The 15752-nt window shown below is 43.5% G+C and carries 13 protein-coding genes; 10 read left to right on the top strand and 3 right to left on the bottom strand.

Annotated elements, in window-relative coordinates; genetic code table 11:
* Positions 1 to 4: 4 nt before the first annotated feature.
* The 8 genes from MHI15_RS04380 (at position 5) to MHI15_RS04345 (ending at position 10755) form a co-directional block, all read left to right on the top strand.
* Positions 5 to 979 (top strand): FecCD family ABC transporter permease, encoded by a 975-nt coding sequence (locus tag MHI15_RS04380; protein WP_370510750.1) that lies wholly within the window; start codon positions 5 to 7, stop codon positions 977 to 979.
* Positions 980 to 1021: 42 nt separating this feature from the next.
* On the top strand, positions 1022 to 2737 hold the full coding sequence (locus MHI15_RS04375) for an ABC transporter ATP-binding protein (protein ID WP_076278368.1): 1716 nt from the start codon (positions 1022 to 1024) through the stop codon (positions 2735 to 2737).
* A gap of 42 nt (positions 2738 to 2779) precedes the next feature.
* A complete protein-coding gene (locus tag MHI15_RS04370; RefSeq protein WP_076129508.1) occupies positions 2780 to 3820 on the top strand; it encodes an NAD(P)/FAD-dependent oxidoreductase in 1041 nt (346 codons plus the stop codon).
* Between the two features lie 144 nt (positions 3821 to 3964).
* On the top strand, positions 3965 to 5590 hold the full coding sequence (locus MHI15_RS04365) for an AraC family transcriptional regulator (protein ID WP_341164151.1): 1626 nt from the start codon (positions 3965 to 3967) through the stop codon (positions 5588 to 5590).
* Between the two features lie 132 nt (positions 5591 to 5722).
* Positions 5723 to 6748 (top strand): iron-hydroxamate ABC transporter substrate-binding protein, encoded by a 1026-nt coding sequence (locus MHI15_RS04360; protein ID WP_341164150.1) that lies wholly within the window; start codon positions 5723 to 5725, stop codon positions 6746 to 6748.
* Between the two features lie 159 nt (positions 6749 to 6907).
* Positions 6908 to 8419, top strand: coding sequence for a spore germination protein (locus MHI15_RS04355; protein WP_312150556.1), 1512 nt, complete (start codon positions 6908 to 6910; stop codon positions 8417 to 8419).
* 44 nt (positions 8420 to 8463) lie between these two features.
* A complete protein-coding gene (locus MHI15_RS04350) occupies positions 8464 to 9621 on the top strand; it encodes a Ger(x)C family spore germination protein (protein ID WP_256716083.1) in 1158 nt (385 codons plus the stop codon).
* Between the two features lie 36 nt (positions 9622 to 9657).
* A complete protein-coding gene (locus MHI15_RS04345; protein ID WP_076127405.1) occupies positions 9658 to 10755 on the top strand; it encodes a GerAB/ArcD/ProY family transporter in 1098 nt (365 codons plus the stop codon).
* A gap of 6 nt (positions 10756 to 10761) precedes the next feature.
* Here the strand turns inward: MHI15_RS04345 and MHI15_RS04340 are convergent, their stop codons facing one another.
* The 3 genes from MHI15_RS04340 to MHI15_RS04330 all read right to left on the bottom strand — a co-directional run bounded on the left by MHI15_RS04340 (position 10762) and on the right by MHI15_RS04330 (position 13841).
* On the bottom strand, positions 10762 to 10992 hold the full coding sequence (locus tag MHI15_RS04340) for a hypothetical protein (protein WP_076127617.1): 231 nt from the start codon (positions 10990 to 10992) through the stop codon (positions 10762 to 10764).
* Positions 10993 to 11134: 142 nt separating this feature from the next.
* The gene (locus MHI15_RS04335) at positions 11135 to 12094 is read right to left on the bottom strand and encodes an ABC transporter substrate-binding protein (RefSeq protein WP_256717201.1); all 960 of its coding nucleotides are present in this window, start codon (positions 12092 to 12094) and stop codon (positions 11135 to 11137) included.
* 160 nt (positions 12095 to 12254) lie between these two features.
* Positions 12255 to 13841 (bottom strand): AraC family transcriptional regulator, encoded by a 1587-nt coding sequence (locus tag MHI15_RS04330; RefSeq protein ID WP_341164149.1) that lies wholly within the window; start codon positions 13839 to 13841, stop codon positions 12255 to 12257.
* A gap of 149 nt (positions 13842 to 13990) precedes the next feature.
* Between MHI15_RS04330 and MHI15_RS04325 the strand changes: the two genes are divergently transcribed.
* Positions 13991 to 14350, top strand: a complete 360-nt coding sequence (locus MHI15_RS04325; RefSeq protein ID WP_076127411.1) for a (2Fe-2S) ferredoxin domain-containing protein — start codon at positions 13991 to 13993, stop codon at positions 14348 to 14350.
* A 243-nt stretch (positions 14351 to 14593) separates the two neighbouring features.
* Complete coding sequence (locus MHI15_RS04320) at positions 14594 to 15748, top strand: AI-2E family transporter (protein ID WP_076127413.1); 1155 nt, start codon at positions 14594 to 14596, stop codon at positions 15746 to 15748.
* Positions 15749 to 15752 lie beyond the last annotated feature (4 nt).

Raw genomic sequence — 15752 nt, 5'->3', positions numbered from 1 at the left:
TATAATGATTATTTTAGCTGTACTGATTGTTATTGCTTTTATTATTAGTATGAATACAGGATACATACGTTTGACACCTATGGAGCTGCTTAATACGTTATTCGGTAAAGGGACGGATAAGCAAGAGTTAATCTTGTTTCAATTTCGGTTACCGCGTATTGTGATCTCCGTTCTGATAGGCGCAGGTTTGGCTGTATCCGGAGCTGTGATGCAGGGCGTCTTTCGTAATGCTTTGGCCGACCCCGGCATCTTAGGGATTAACGCTGGCGCAGGAATTATGGTTATGCTGTTAATTTCTTTTTATCCAACGGCAACCGCGGCTCCGGTGTATCTGCTGCCTATGGTAGCGTTTGTTGGTGCGGCAATTACTGCTGCCTTGATTTATGTCTTAGCTTATAAACGGCATGAAGGAATAAAACCCATGCGCCTGTTGCTGACCGGTGTAGCGGTTGCAGCTGGAATGAGTGCAGCGATGATCGTGCTGACTCTTCGGCTGGATCCGGAGAAGTATCAGTTTGTGGCTACTTGGCTTGCCGGGAGTATTTGGGGCACAAGCTGGAAGTTTGTACTTTCATTACTACCATGGATCGTAATTCTCGTGCCGTATGTCATCTATAAAGCAAGGGTAATGAACGTCCTTAATTTGGGTGAACAGACAGCCGTAGGACTTGGGGCTGCTGTAACCAAAGAACAATTCCGGCTTCTTGCGGCTGCGGTTGGTCTAGCTGCGGCAAGTGTTGCTGTGAGTGGTGGGATTGGCTTTGTCGGACTTGTCGGCCCCCATTTGGCGAGACGGCTAGTTGGACCCAAACATCAGCTCATGCTGCCAACCTCAGCGCTGCTCGGCTCACTGCTAGTCATTATAGCGGATACCATTGGACGCTGGATCTTACAGCCATCCGAGATCCCCACTGGAATCGTTGTTGCTGTAATTGGAGCGCCATACTTTTTGTATTTGCTAGCCCGTACTAAATCTTGATGAAAGAAGATGGTCACTCACCGGAAGGAGCGAATTTTTACAATGTTGCGTCGTTTTTTTGCTTACTATAGACCCTATAAGGGATTGTTTATTCTTGACTTCTCCTGTGCTATTGCTGCTGCACTGCTGGAACTAGTCTTCCCGTTGGCCGTTAACCGGGTAGTGGATGATATGCTGCCAAGTGGGAATTGGAAATGGATTCTCTATTCTTGCCTCGGTTTGCTGGGGATCTATATCGTCAGCGCCTTTATGCATTTTGTGGTCACTTATTGGGGGCATAAGCTGGGGATTAATATCGAGTCGGATATGAGAAAAAAGCTGTTTGATCGTGTACAGAAGCTCTCTTTCAACTTCTTCGATAATAATAAAACAGGCCATTTGGTCTCACGGATGACAAATGATCTGATGGACATCGGTGAGATTGCCCACCATGGTCCTGAAGATTTATTCATAGCAGTGATGACGCTGCTGGGTGTATTCGGTATCATGCTTAGCATTAATTGGCAATTAGCGATTCTGACCTTTGTAATTGTCCCGCTGATGATTTATTTATCCATGTACTTCAGTCGCAAAATGTCAAAAGCGTTCCACATCATGTTCGCGGACATTGCTGACTATAACGCACGCGTAGAGAACAATGTAAGCGGGATCCGTGTTGTGCAAGCTTTTGCTAATGAGAATCATGAAATTTCCCGCTTTGCGGTTAATAACGAACGCTTCCGTATTACGAAGCTAATGACCTACCGAATTATGGCTTGGAATTCATCCTTTAGCTTTGTGCTCATGAAGCTGGTCTCGTTATTCGTTCTTGTGTGCGGAACCTATTTTGTAATCCAGAAGCAGATGACCTACGGTGAATTTATTGCCTTTGTGATGTTGTCTAATGTCTTCTTAGGACCTTTGCAACAGATTAATTCGGTCATTGAGACCTATCCTAAAGGGATCGCTGGTTTCAAACGTTATCTTGAACTGCTGGAGACGGAGCCAGATGTTGATGACGCAAAAGACGCTAAGCCAGTGTCTCATCTGTCAGGGAATATAACCTTCCAGGATGTAGCTTTTGCTTATAGTGATAAGGAAAAGGTGCTAACCAATGTGAACTTATCGATTTCAGCAGGAGAGACCGTTGCGCTTGTGGGTCCATCCGGTGCTGGTAAGACAACACTTTGCAGCTTGCTGCCACGCTTTTACGATGTAAGCGAAGGTAACATCTCTATTGATGGAATAGATATTCGCTCCATGACGTTAGAATCACTTCGTTCCCATATCGGGATTGTACAACAAGATGTATTCCTGTTTGACGGAACTATCCGTGAGAACATTGCTTACGGCAGATTGGGAGCTTCCGATGAAGAAATCTGGGAGGCTGCAGGGCGCGCTCAGCTGGAAGAACTGATTAAATCTCAGCCCGCCGGGCTGGATACAATGATCGGAGAGAGAGGCGTCAAGCTTTCTGGCGGCCAGAAGCAGAGGTTGTCCATCGCCCGGATGTTCTTGAAGAATCCGACAATTCTCATTCTGGACGAAGCTACATCAGCACTGGATACTGAAACGGAGTCCGCTATACAAGAGGCGCTCGCAGAGTTGTCTGAGGGACGCACAACACTTGTTATTGCTCATCGCCTTGCAACGATCAGAAATGCGGACCGGATTGTTGTTGTTGCGGAAGGTGGCATCGCAGAACAAGGTAAGCATGAGGAACTGCTGCATACTGCCGGAATTTACAGCCGATTGCATGAAGCGCAGTTTGGAGCTTAAGTAGCTGAAGGGATCACTAGAATATAATTTTGGAGGGACACAATGAATAAACAACTGGAATTATACGATGTAACCATTATTGGTGGCGGACCTGCTGGGATGTATACAGCTTTTTATAGCGGAATGAGAGACTTGAAGACAAAGTTAATTGAAGCGAAGGATGAGCTCGGAGGAAGAATGCTTATTTATCCCGAAAAAATGATCTGGGATGTAGGAGGCGTAACCCCAACTCTTTGTCATCAACTAATCGGTCAGCTCAAGGAGCAGGCTCAAACCTTCGATCCGACTATTGTGCTGGGTCAGCAAATTATGAATCAAGAGAGACAAGAGGATGGAACGTACATCCTGACCTCTTCTACTGGGGAACAACATTGGACCCGCACAGTTATTTTGGCCATTGGTTACGGAATTCTGCAGATGGCAAAGCTTGAAATTGAAGGTGCAGATCGTTATGAGGTGACAAATCTTCATTATACCGTTCAAGAGCTGGAGCCGTTCCGCGGTAAAAGAGTGCTAATCTCCGGTGGAGGCAACTCCGCAGTAGATTGGGCGAATGAATTGGAGCCTATCGCTGCAAGTGTGACGATTGCACATCGCCGTGAACAGTTTGGCGGGCATGAGAAAAACATTGTACGGATGAAAGAATCCTCAGTCAATGTCCGTGCGCCATATGCAGTAAGCCAATTACACAGCAGTAATGGTGAAACGATAGATCAGGTTACGATCAGTCATATAGAGACAGGTGAAACAGAGCAGTTTGAAGTGGATGCTGTCATTGTGAATCATGGTCTGAAAAGCGATTTTGGTCCGTTAAAAGAATGGGGCCTTGATATGGGCGAATGGTGTGCGAATGTAACTGATAAGCTAGAGACTAATCTTCCGGGTATATTCGCAGCAGGTGACTTTGTGGATTATGCAAGCAAGGTTCGTTTGATCGCAGGTACTTTCACAGATGCGGCTCTGGCGCTTAATAGCGCTAAGCTGTACATAGACCCAACCGCGGCCAAAGTCGCTTACGTATCTTCTCACAATGAACGGTTCAAAGAGAAGAATAAAGCGCTTGGAGTCGTTGACGACCACTAAGGATAGAGGCTTCTCAAACCATAAAATCTGAAGTTTTATATAAGGCGTATAGGGGATCTTATCCATTTCGAGCGGAGAGAAACCTTATACGCTTGCTTTATATTTTATGAGTTATTAAGTCTAGAAGTCTGGAAGGGAGCAGGAATGAAGCTATCTAATAATAACCCGGTTCATAGAATTTATCTGTTAAAAGAGGCAGGAAAACGCCAATGCGGCGGCGGTCACATTAGTAAACCCCAGATTGTTCAGTCCCCACTCTTCCTGACACCAATAGAAGCTATCGTTCAAATAACCATAGAAGGAGAGACAGTAGCTCTTAAAAATGGTGAAATTCTTTTTCTAAGCGCAGGTGCGACTTATCAAATTAATGCTCCATTAGAGACCGTTATCTCTGTTCTAGTAATCTCCTATGAGGTATATGGGCTAAGTAATAGCACGGAGCAAGAATTGGTCTATGGACTTTGCCGTGAAATTTTTCCGGTCAATGGGATTTTACCTATACGTACGACGAATAAAATAACCCGCTTATTCAGCGAATTGGAAGACGTTGCTGCCAATAATTTAGAAACACAGGCAGATAGAATTCAATCCTTGCTGCATCAGCTACATCAATTGGTCGTAGAGGCTGATGCTGAAGCAGACATTACGGATAGTTCATATTTCAGAATGCTCTCTTTTATCCACCAGAATTTGCAAAGGGAGATTACGCGGGAGATGATGTCTCGAATGATGGGCTTCAATCCTCGTTATTTCTCAGTATGGTTCCGCAAGCAGACGGGTTGGAGCTTCACCGAATATGTAGCGCATTTAAGAGTAAATAAAGCGAAAAAACACTTGATGTCCAGCAAAGCAACCATACAGGAAATTTCGCAAAAAGTAGGCTATACAGATGGACTATATCTGAGCCGCAAATTCAAGCAAGTCACCGGGATGACCCCAACAGAGTTCCGTTTGCGTCCCAAACCAAAGCGGATAGTAGCGTTGCAATTTTTAGGGGATTTACTTGCGCTGGGTGTGAAGCCTGTCGCGGTTGAAGAAGATGTGATGAATTACTCCTTGCTTTTGCTGCCGGAACTGGCGGGTGTACGATCATTTGAGTTGCAGGGATGTCCGGAGGAAGCAGAATGGCCTGGGCTGGAAGCCGATTTAGTTATTGCACCAACCTATCTGAGCCCCCGTCAGCTTAAATGCATGGAGAAGTTGGGTCCACTAGTTACGGTAGAGTGTGATAAAATGGACCGCTTGGAACAGATTCGTTTATTCGGAAGACTGCTGGGAGAAGAGGAGCGGGCAGAGGCATGGATAAGGCACTATCATTTGAAAATAGATTTGGCCAAGCAGCGCTTGTCCTCACTAATTGAATCTGGTGAAACGGTAGCGGTGTATGAGATCAGGCAAGATAACAGTATTTATATCTGGAATCATACAGCCCGCGGGGTGTACAATCTGTATCCAATGCTGGGGTTAACTCCACCGGACAAGGTAAGGTCAGATGTTCTGGAGCGGAATGATCATTTATGCATCTCACTGTCGGAATTGCCAATATACGCGGCTGACCATATGTTTGTGGTTGTATCAGGACAAGAGGACTGGATGTCGAGGACACGTAAACGGATTAGTAAAAGTGCGGTTTGGCGCAATCTTCCAGCATTCAGGAATGAACGCATATATTACCTGAAGCTTGAGGAATTTTGGGGCAGCGAAGGGCTTGCGCTCGAACGCCAATTGGAGATACAGACAGATTTGTTAACCGGACATAATTTAAGCTGACAATCGTCCATAGCAAAATTGATGTATTAGCGTGTATATATGTTTTCCCGCGGAGACGGTATATTAAACAAAGATCTAAATGATATTGATTATCAATATCATAATAATATAAAGTCTCAAGGGGGATTTACATTGTACAAAATAATATCGTTAGGAAAAACAAGCATGATAGCCGTTATGCTTACGCTGGTGCTGCTGTTGAGCGCATGCGGACAAGCAGCTAATCAGGGGAATGCTCCAGCTAGCACGTCGGCCGAAGTGGCTAAAAGCACTAATGATTCTGTAGTTGCCAGCTCGGAGCCGGCTGCTGATGCAGAGTACTGGACATACGAAAGCGATAAAGGCCCGGTGCAGATTCCACGCAATCCACAAAGAGTTGTGATCCCGGTACAAGACTTTATTGGTGATCTTCTGACGCTTGGCGTGACGCCCATTGCCGTTGCCGGGAATGACATCTTGAACCATCCATATTTCAAAGAGGCACTGACCGGTGTTGAAGTAGTAGGCGATGACATGACGGTGTCCCTGGAGAAAATAACGAGCCTCGAACCGGACTTGATTATCACTTATCAGGAAGATACCTATGAGCAAATCTCCAAGATTGCTCCAACGGTCTTTATTCCTTGGGGCAAATATGACTATAAAGAACGATTGATCGAGATCGGGAAAATCTTGAACAAGGAGCAGCAGGCTGTAAAGTGGGTGGCGGATTTCAATCAGAAGCTGGAAGCGAAGAAAGCGGAATTGGCTGATCTGATCGCAGCTGATAAAAAAGTGGCGATCTTTGAAATTGCCGGTAAAGAGCTGTATTTATACGGTTCGTCATATGGGCGTGGTGGAGAGATTATATACAACGGATTGGGGCTGCATGCACCTGATCTTGTCCAAGAGGCAGCCTTTAAAGAAGGCTGGGCTTCCCTCTCACTCGAAGCGTTGCCCGAGTACTTAGGTGAAGCTGATTATATCTTCCAAGGCTTCAGCCGTGGTGTGGAGCAGGATAAGCTGGACATTCTGGACAGTGTCTTCTGGCAAAGCCTACCTGCTGTTAAGGCGGGTCATGTATTCACCTACGATCTTAAAACTTATTATCTCTCCGATGCTTATGCGCTGGACAAGCAGCTGGATGAGATAGTTACGTTGCTGAAGTCTCTTCAATAAGTTAATTTCAAAAGAGTAAAAGGGGATGTTCGCGGAGCTATAGTAGCTCAGGGACATCCCTTTTGCGTATTCATTTTTCAATCTAAGGCAGATTACAAATTCCATTAGTTGCATAAAAAAGCAATCAAGAACAAATAGTATGGGCAGGAGGTGTTGATTATGGAACCCTTGAACTCTACTATTTTGGACGATAATCTTAAAGAGCTTCAAGAAAGACTTGGCCATAGCCCTGATATTGTTATTCGTAGAATTAAATCCACCACCACACAGGTTGAGGTAGCTGCTGTATATATTGAGGGGTTAATAGAAAAATTGATGGTCAATGAGTTCGTGGAGCATGCGATGTCGTTCGATAAGCTAAGTGAAGAAAACCCAGTGATCACATCGGCTGAGGACATCTTTTTGTATATGAAAGAATTGGCGAGAGGGATCGGAGAAGAACAGACAGTTGGAGATTGGGATGTGCTTTTTGAGGCTTTATTCTCTGGAGATACCGTTCTTTGGATAAACGGGATAAGGGAAGCAATCAGAGGGAATACAAGCGGCGGTGAGGTTAGAACGGTATCGGACGCTACAACTCAAGTAGCCATTCGTGGCTCCAAGGAAGGCTTTACGGAATCTATTGGGACGAATATCTCTCTGGTACGCAGGAAAATAAAAAGCCCTAATCTCTGGGTGGAGTCGATGAAGATAGGTGACGTAACCCAAACGAATGTATCTATTATGTATATCCATGGGATCGTCAATGATAATACCTTATATGAGCTTAGAACTAAGCTGCAAAGTATTGATATAGACGGGATTCTGGAATCTGGATACATTGAGCAATTTTTAGAAGACACTCCCTTTTCCCCATTCCCAACACTATACAATACTGAACGTCCTGACAGTGTGGCTGGAAATCTTTTAGAAGGACGAGTTGCTATTTTTGTGGATGGAACCCCGTTTGTGCTGATTGCACCCACTACCTTTTTTATGTTTTTACATGCAGTTGAAGATTACTACCAGCGTTATGATATTACGACTTTGATTCGAGTATTGAGATTTATTTGCCTTATTATTTCGTTATTTGGCCCAGCACTCTTTATTGCGATTCTGAATTTTCATCAAGAAATGATTCCAACAGCCCTACTTATTAATTTCGCTTCGCAAAGGGAGGGGGTTCCATTTCCGGCCTTTATTGAGGCTATGCTGATGGAATTTACCTTTGAGATTATACGTGAAGCAGGAATTCGTATGCCATCCCCTATAGGTCAAACTGTATCGATTATCGGCGGCTTAGTGTTGGGTCAGGCAGCGGTGCAAGCGGGTATTGTCTCACCTGCAATGGTTATTGTAGTTTCACTTACAGGAATATCCAGCTTTGCTACTCCTGCTTTTAATATGGCTCTTTCCATACGCATCTTGCGTTTCATCATTATGTTTATTGCAGCCTTTATGGGGCTTTATGGAATAACGATCTTTACTTTTATTATGGTTGCTCATATGTGTAGCTTGAAATCGTTGGGTTTTCCCTATATGTCTCCGTTTGGCCCTTTTATCGCTGAGAATCAGAAGGATTCCATCCTGCGCGTGCCTTTGAAATATATGAGAACTCGGCCGCGTCTTGTTAGCCAAAAGAATAATACTCGACTTAAGGTGAATGATGGAAAGCCGGGTAGTGGCAAATGAAGATCGGATGGATGATGCGTTCATTTATTTGTATATGCTGCTTAATGTTGCTGACAAGCTGCTGGAACAGTAGAGAATTAAACAATTTAGGCATTGTGACTGGTATAGGCGTGGATAAAGTACCGAATAAAGAGGAATATCATGTTACTTTTCAGATTGTGAATCCATCCTCAACAGCTACAAGTGCAGGAGCTAGCACCGGACAACCCACGGTCACTATTTATTCTTCTACGGACCGTACGATCTTTGGCGCTTTTCGCAAGACTTCAAAAAAGGCGGCAAGACAGATGTTTTTTGCACACACGCAGCTATTAGTTTTAGGCGAATCTACAGTGAAGAGCGGTATTGATGGGATTTTTGACATCTTTGAAAGGTCCCATGAGCTGCGGCTCAACACGAATGTTATTGTAGCCAGAGATACGGAAGCATCCTCTATTCTGAAACTATTACTTCCAGTAGAAAGCCTGCCTGCAATAGGGATTATTAAAAAGAGTAAAAATACCGCTAGAATATATGGAGAAAGCCGGGATATCAATGTTTTTGAGCTAATTAATGGTCTCAGTGGAGAAGGGTCAGTAGTGATATCCGGAGCCAGAATTCTTGGAGACGCTGAAGAAGGAGCTAAAAAATCCGGGATGGAGCAAACTAAAGTAAAAGCACTTGTCACAATGAGCGGGCTTAGCGTATTGAAAAAAGGGGTTCTTCAGGGATGGCTGGATGGACCTCTTGCCCGGGGGGCACTGTGGGTACAGAACGAGATTAATGAAACCAGTATTAATGTAGATTCAGATGAGGTTAAGGATTCGATAGCCGTGAATATTAATCATTCAAAAACAAAAATTAAGATTGAACTCCGCAATAAAGTACCCGTCATTCATGTAAATGTTGTGGAAGAGGGGACACTTAGTGAGGCTCAGAGTTATATTGAGCTAAGTAATAGAGAGGTAATCGTTCAATTGGAACAACAAGTGGCTCTTAAAACTAAACAGGAAATAACCCAAGCCTTACAGGCTGCTCAAACTATGAAATGCGATATTTTCAATTTCGGGAATGAACTGAAGCGTATAAACCCAAAAGCGTGGGAGACCGTTAAGGACAATTGGGAGTCAGTGTTCGCCGAAGCGGAAGTAGACGTTTCTGTGGAAGCATATATTCGCAGTGTAGGAATGAGGTTAGAGCCAAAATTGTTAAAGGAAAAATGACAGGGTTCAGTGAGAAAGGTGGGAGAAGGCCACTTTATGAAAAAAGAAACCATCAGCGCGAGTCAATTATTTGCTTTGATTTTTTTGTTTGAATTGGGAACGGCCCTTGTGGTACCGATTGGACTTGAAAGTGGCCATGCTGTCTGGATTGCTATTCTGTTAGCTTTGCCCGGTGGACTTCTTTTGTATTTAATTTATGTTTATTTATACCGGCAATATCCGGGCATGATTATTAGCGGGTATACAAGAAAGATACTGGGCAATGTTATAGGCTGGCCGTTAAGCTTAACATACATTCCAATCCTTCTCTTCAATGGCTCCCGAAATCTGCATGAATCAGGTGAGTTGTTAATAGCTGCTTCTTACGACAGAACACCCGTGTTCATCATTTATGCAATGATGGTTGTTGCGGTAATTTACATCTTAAATAAGGGGATTGAGGTGTTTGCGCGGGCGGCTGAGATTTATATGCTGATTATAATATTGTTGGGCTTGACCAGTTGCTTTTTGGTTATTGCCGCCGGACTTGTAAAACTAGATAACTTGTTTCCGTTACAGGCCTCGGATTGGAAGAATGCATTAAAATCAGCCTATCTGAATATATGGCTATTTCCGTTCGGGGAGATGGTATGTTTCACTACGATTTTACCTCATATCAAAAAAACCAAGGTAGCAAAAAGAACCGGAATCATCGCAATGACTTTATGCGGATTATTACTCAGTTTTACCCATGCCATCGAAATATCCGTTCTAGGAACAGAAATCTACAGTAGAGCCAATTTTCCGATGTTCACTACGATAACGTTAGTAAACCTGGCCAATTTCATTCAACGTTTGGACGCGCTTGTGCTCTTAACCTTAATCATTGGAGTATTTTTTAAAATGTCAGTATATTGCTATGCTGCAATGGTAGTCACTGCAGATCTATTCAAGGTGCAAGACAGCAGGAAGCTCGCTGTTCCCGTTGGTATTGTTGTTTTGTTCGGGGCTTTTATTAGTTCAGCGAATTATCCGATACATATGGACGAAGGAAGGATATTTCTGAAATATATTTTGCCGTATTTCTGTGCCGCTGTACCTATTCTCTTGTTTATCGTTCATTACATCCGCAGAAAATTAGGAAGCATAGGTTAGTTTATTTTATTTGATGGATTTATTGCTTCTATTTCGGATAGAGGATGTAATTGTATTAACAAAAGGTAAGGAGATAAAAACGAGCATAGTTATTGATTCCTGTATGCTTGTAGCTGCAAAGGAGTCATAGATCGTCCGCATTGAAGCGGTGAGGGTTTCTCCTGATAAAAGGTCGATGATTACTGCCATCAGCAACCCCATAAAAGCAAGCATGAAATATAGTGATAGTAATTTCATAATGATCAACTCCATTTGCTAGATTAACCTTAGGCTAAATGTATTATTACCTCTTGAGTGTTTTTGTAGTCAAAAGACATAACAAATCCCCTACTGCTCCAACGTTGTTGGAAGCAGTAGGGGATTCTAATTTAAGCGCATTTTATTGTGTAAGCCAAGCAGCCAGCTCTTCGGTCTGGGATAACACGGCAATTGGATCATAGTACCAGGAACGTTCTTCTTTCCATACATAGAGATGGCCATTTTTTACAGCGGGTAGGCTACTCCAGATTGGATCAGCTTTGTATTCAGCTTCTGTACGGTTATTGGAAGTTAAGATAATATAGTCTCCTGCGTATTTAGCGAGTGCCTCTGTAGAGATTTCCGCCCATTGCTTCTCCATAATTTCTGCGGCCACAGCTGTAGGGGGCTTGCGACCCAGCGCCTGATAGACAGGCTGTCCGCCTCGGCCAAAGTTATCGCCATAGGCCCAAATGGATTTGCCGCCGTCTTCCATGATGGAAAACGTTGCATCTGCAGGGAGTACTTTGTCTACTTTGGCTTTAGCTTCAGCTATCCGTTTGTCGTAATCTGCAAGCCAGCTTTTGGCTTCCTCTTCTTTACCAAGGAGTTCTCCAAAATAGGTTAATTCGGCATGAGCATCTTTCAGATCACCATATGGCACAACGATGGTTGGAGCAATTTTGCTTAGTGCTTCATAGCTTTCAGCTTGTCCAGAAATAATCAAATCAGGATTAAGTGCGATGATTTTTTCAGGTGACATTTTGCCGTAAGTTCCAGTGTCTGCAACTCCAGTAAGTGCCTCCTTAAAATACATATTCTCCAGTGTTAATCCGGGAGCACCAACAGGGATGGTATCTAGCGCAATCAGACTGCCCAGATATTCCTCAGCGACAATCCTTTTAGGTTGAACAGGGATTTCAATATCACCATTTATAGTAGTGACCTTTTTAAGAGCAGCCGTTTCCGTTGTTTCTGTTGGTTGACTAGTTTCGGTAGGTGCTGTAGTAGCCGATGATGTGTTGCTGGTGTTACTGCCTGTATTCCCCTCAGAGTTATTGGAATTCCCGCAAGCTGATATGACTAGAATTAATGCCAGCATGAGGGGAAAAAGAAGCCAATGGGATTGTTTGGTGCTATTTTTTCCTGGATTATGCAATTTGTTGTTCCTCCTATGTATATTGATTATCATTCTCAATAAGAACTTTACAAGCTTCACCGGGTATTTACTATGGACGGATATGATCTCAGCTTATGCAAATTTATGATGTCATTACCCGTAGCAATTCTTGAAGCTGTGCCTGTGAGGACAGTGGGTCAAATCCGTAGAACATATCACCTTGGTTCAGAATATATACCCGTCCGTTACGTACTGCATCTAATTGCTTCCAAGCTTTAGAATGTAGTAGGCGAGTAAAACGTTGTCTTCCCTCAGATGATGAAGGGATGCTGGTGATAATAATATGGTCAGCAGGAAACGATACGATATCCTCAATGGATGCCTCTAAATATCCGGAATCGGTGATCCCTTTTTCAATAATTACGGAGGGGGGCTTGAAGCCAAGATCACCGTATAAAATTTGGCAACCTCTGCCGAAGCTGCTACTGAAACAGTAGGCGGATCGGGAGCTAACCTCCCACACGATAGCTGTACCTCTCTCCATTCCTATTGCATGGTTTAATAACCCGTTGGCAGTAAGACAAAGACTGTCATAATGACTTAGCCACTGTTCAGCACGCTGTCGTCGATTCACAACCTCGGCAATCAGAGCAAATTGCTCTCGCCAACTCATTTGCATAAAGGGCAGCTCAATAACCGGAGCAACAGGAGTCAGAATCTTATTGTCGGGTAGACTGTAGCCGATAATGACATCTGGCTTTACCGCAGCTACTGAGTCATAGAGTAATGAAAATTTGCCCTCGCTCATTTGAAGCTGTTTGGAAGCGGGAACTTGTTCCAAGCTATGTTGCCATTCGGAATAAACCCCGAGTTGAGGCATGATTTCCAGTACTCGCAGGCTAGCGGTGTGATTATAGTTCAGGGCAACGACCCGTTTATTCTTATTCTGGTAGGCTGTAGGTGAAACGCCAACAAGCTGCTTGAATTTTCGGCTCAAATAAGTTCCCTCTTCGTAACCAACCTCATGTGCCAGTGTTGTCAGATTGGGGGAACTGGTCAGGATTCGTTGCTGGGCTTTACGGATTCTTAGGAGTGTAATATAAGCACTGAAGGATAGACCTATTGATTTGCGAAAGGCTCGCGAAAAGTGCTCAGGGCTCACTTCAGCTAAAGCAGCCATTTGATCCCGTGTGATATCTTCATTGTAATGAGCTTCTATATATTCAGTGACTTGTTCCACCCAACTGCTTGATCGTTCTTTTCGGGATGACAGTTCACTATGAAGCTCCACGAGGAACTGGGTGAATAGCTGCTGGACTCTAAACGGCTTTTGCTTATCAGCGTCTATCCAGGCACTGTAAAGCTCTCCTGCCAAGGCTGTCAAACGTGTGGAGGCATGGTGGACTGGGTAGTTGTCATTAATAAAAATGTCCTCATCTTTACTCTGGGGTATACAGGAATACTCAATCCATATCCCCTTTAACTGTAATTCGGGTTCCATCTTCAATAAAGAAGAACTACTAAGGGCAATTAAGCTTCCGGCCATGACCTTGTGTAGCTTACCGTCTATTTCAAGAAAACCTTTCCCATCCCAGATCATCATAAGGCTGGAATTAGTAGAAGGGATGTTTGGGGTTGTGTAGTTGGTTCTTCCCGATAAGCTGATGACCCGAAGGGGCATATAAAAAGGATGGGATGAATAAGGCATCCCGTCGGATTGGATCTGCATGTAGTAATTCCCTTCTTTTCATTGATAATCATTCTCATTTATAGTATAACAGTCTTTCTTACTATTGACTATAATGATGCTTATGATAGTGTTTAAAATAATCCACGAACGGAATAGGGTTAGCTGATAGGAAGGGGTTGAAGTCATCCATGACGACCTGGAATTTACAAGGAACTGTAAGTCACTTATTAATATGTAACGGTAGCAGCTGCAAGAAACACAAAGGTGAAGAGGTAGCTGAAGCGATAGAAGATGAGATTGAGAAGCAGGGCGCACAAAGTCTTATACATACGACTGTGACCCGTTGTAATGGAAGATGTTCAGATGCTTGTGTGGTGATCGCTTATCCCGAAGGTGTGTGGTACAAAGAGATTACACCTAAGCTGGCGAAATCATTAGTGCGGAAACATTTGCAGGGGGAGAAGCTTGAAGGTCACGTGTTATACACCTATGATGGACAATTGATTGCTTCAAATGAAAAGGACGCTAAAGGGAAAAAGAAAAAATAGCAAGGCTTGGGAGTACCTTTTAACTGCAGTTCTAACCCTGTACAGAGGAATATCTCGTGCAGGGTTATTTATTTATAAACAGGGGAGGATTATGATTGAATCGGATCATGACCAGACTCGTAATAGGACTGTGTGCTTAATTAAGGACATCAAATTTGACTTGCAGGGCTAACGTTGACTATGCTATTAAAAAGTGAATGAAATAACACAGTATATATGATGGTTTATAGGGGAGAGGGTACGATGGAGAGGCTGCAGGTGTGGCCAGAGAAGTTCAAAAAATTTTTTCTGAATAATAAATTTGTAGTAGTGCTGCTCATTATGCTGCTGGTTGGAATTAATATTCTGGTATTCTCCAAAATACCGTTTATTTTTAAGCCGATATCAGTATTGCTGCACACCGTGGCCGCACCATTATTACTGGCAGGTATAGCTTATTATTTGCTGAATCCGTTGGTAGATCGGATGGAGAAAAGATCCCGAATAAAACGTGTATATGCAATAATCATCCTATATTTGTTGATTGCTGGTATCATCACGCTGGTTTTGTTTATGGTCATTCCAATTATACGGACTCAGCTATCAGGATTGATCGACAATTTTCCAAGGTATAGTGAATTAATTCAAGAACGGTTTATGGATCTGACCGGAACGGAGTTCTTTGGGCAAGTTCAAGACAGTATCGGAACGAACCTTAGTGAGATAACATCTAAGATAACAGCGTGGGGCAGTTCTTTTCTGAATAATGCCTTGACGGGTGTTGGCAGCTTTGTAGGAGCCCTTACAGAGATTGTCTTGGCGGTTGTAACGACGCCATTTATTTTGTTCTACTTGCTTCGCGATGGGAAAAAATTGCCGGATTATATTCTGAAGTTTGTACCTACTTCTCTGCAGCCGCAGACTCGTATGGTCATGTCGGAGATGAACAGTCAGGTATCCTCTTACATACGCGGGCAAATTATAGTCAGCTGCTGTATTGGTCTGCTGCTCTATATTGGTTATTTAATCATTGGTTTGGAGTACTCTCTCGTTCTGGCTATTGCTGCTGCTTGTACAGCAGTTGTTCCTTATCTGGGCCCGGCAATCGCGATTACACCTGCCCTAATTGTGGCGATGGTCACTTCTCCATTTATGCTGCTGAAGATGATTATCGTGTGGACAGCTGTTCAGCTGATTGAAGGAAAATTCATCTCACCACAGATCATGGGCAAGACGTTGAAGATTCATCCGATAACCATTATTTTTGTAATTATATTCGCAGGTAAAATGTTTGGGATTCTGGGGATTATCCTTGCAGTTCCGGGTTATGCGGTACTTAAGGTGGTATTTACACATCTTTTTGAATGGTTCCGGTTTCGATCCGGCTTATATAAACAGATTGAAGAGAATAAGGAATAATGTG

It is taken from the genome of Paenibacillus sp. FSL H7-0918 (genome assembly GCF_038007025.1).
In the GTDB taxonomy this organism is placed as follows: Bacteria; Bacillota; Bacilli; order Paenibacillales; family Paenibacillaceae; genus Paenibacillus_AQ; species Paenibacillus_AQ odorifer.
This window is presented reverse-complemented; position numbering and strand designations above follow the sequence as displayed.

Bases quoted from the DNA above. Each gene is read 5' to 3' on its own strand.
- MHI15_RS04380 (WP_370510750.1), top strand. From the start codon at position 5: ATGATTATTTTAGCTGTACTGATTGTTATTGCTTTTATTATTAGTATG.
- MHI15_RS04375 (WP_076278368.1), top strand. From the start codon at position 1,022: ATGTTGCGTCGTTTTTTTGCTTACTATAGACCCTATAAGGGATTGTTT.
- MHI15_RS04370 (WP_076129508.1), top strand. From the start codon at position 2,780: ATGAATAAACAACTGGAATTATACGATGTAACCATTATTGGTGGCGGA.
- MHI15_RS04365 (WP_341164151.1), top strand. From the start codon at position 3,965: ATGAAGCTATCTAATAATAACCCGGTTCATAGAATTTATCTGTTAAAA.
- MHI15_RS04355 (WP_312150556.1), top strand. From the start codon at position 6,908: ATGGAACCCTTGAACTCTACTATTTTGGACGATAATCTTAAAGAGCTT.
- MHI15_RS04350 (WP_256716083.1), top strand. From the start codon at position 8,464: ATGTTGCTGACAAGCTGCTGGAACAGTAGAGAATTAAACAATTTAGGC.
- MHI15_RS04345 (WP_076127405.1), top strand. From the start codon at position 9,658: ATGAAAAAAGAAACCATCAGCGCGAGTCAATTATTTGCTTTGATTTTT.
- MHI15_RS04340 (WP_076127617.1), bottom strand. From the start codon at position 10,992: ATGAAATTACTATCACTATATTTCATGCTTGCTTTTATGGGGTTGCTG.
- MHI15_RS04335 (WP_256717201.1), bottom strand. From the start codon at position 12,094: ATGCTGGCATTAATTCTAGTCATATCAGCTTGCGGGAATTCCAATAAC.
- MHI15_RS04330 (WP_341164149.1), bottom strand. From the start codon at position 13,841: ATGCAGATCCAATCCGACGGGATGCCTTATTCATCCCATCCTTTTTAT.
- MHI15_RS04325 (WP_076127411.1), top strand. From the start codon at position 13,991: ATGACGACCTGGAATTTACAAGGAACTGTAAGTCACTTATTAATATGT.
- MHI15_RS04320 (WP_076127413.1), top strand. From the start codon at position 14,594: ATGGAGAGGCTGCAGGTGTGGCCAGAGAAGTTCAAAAAATTTTTTCTG.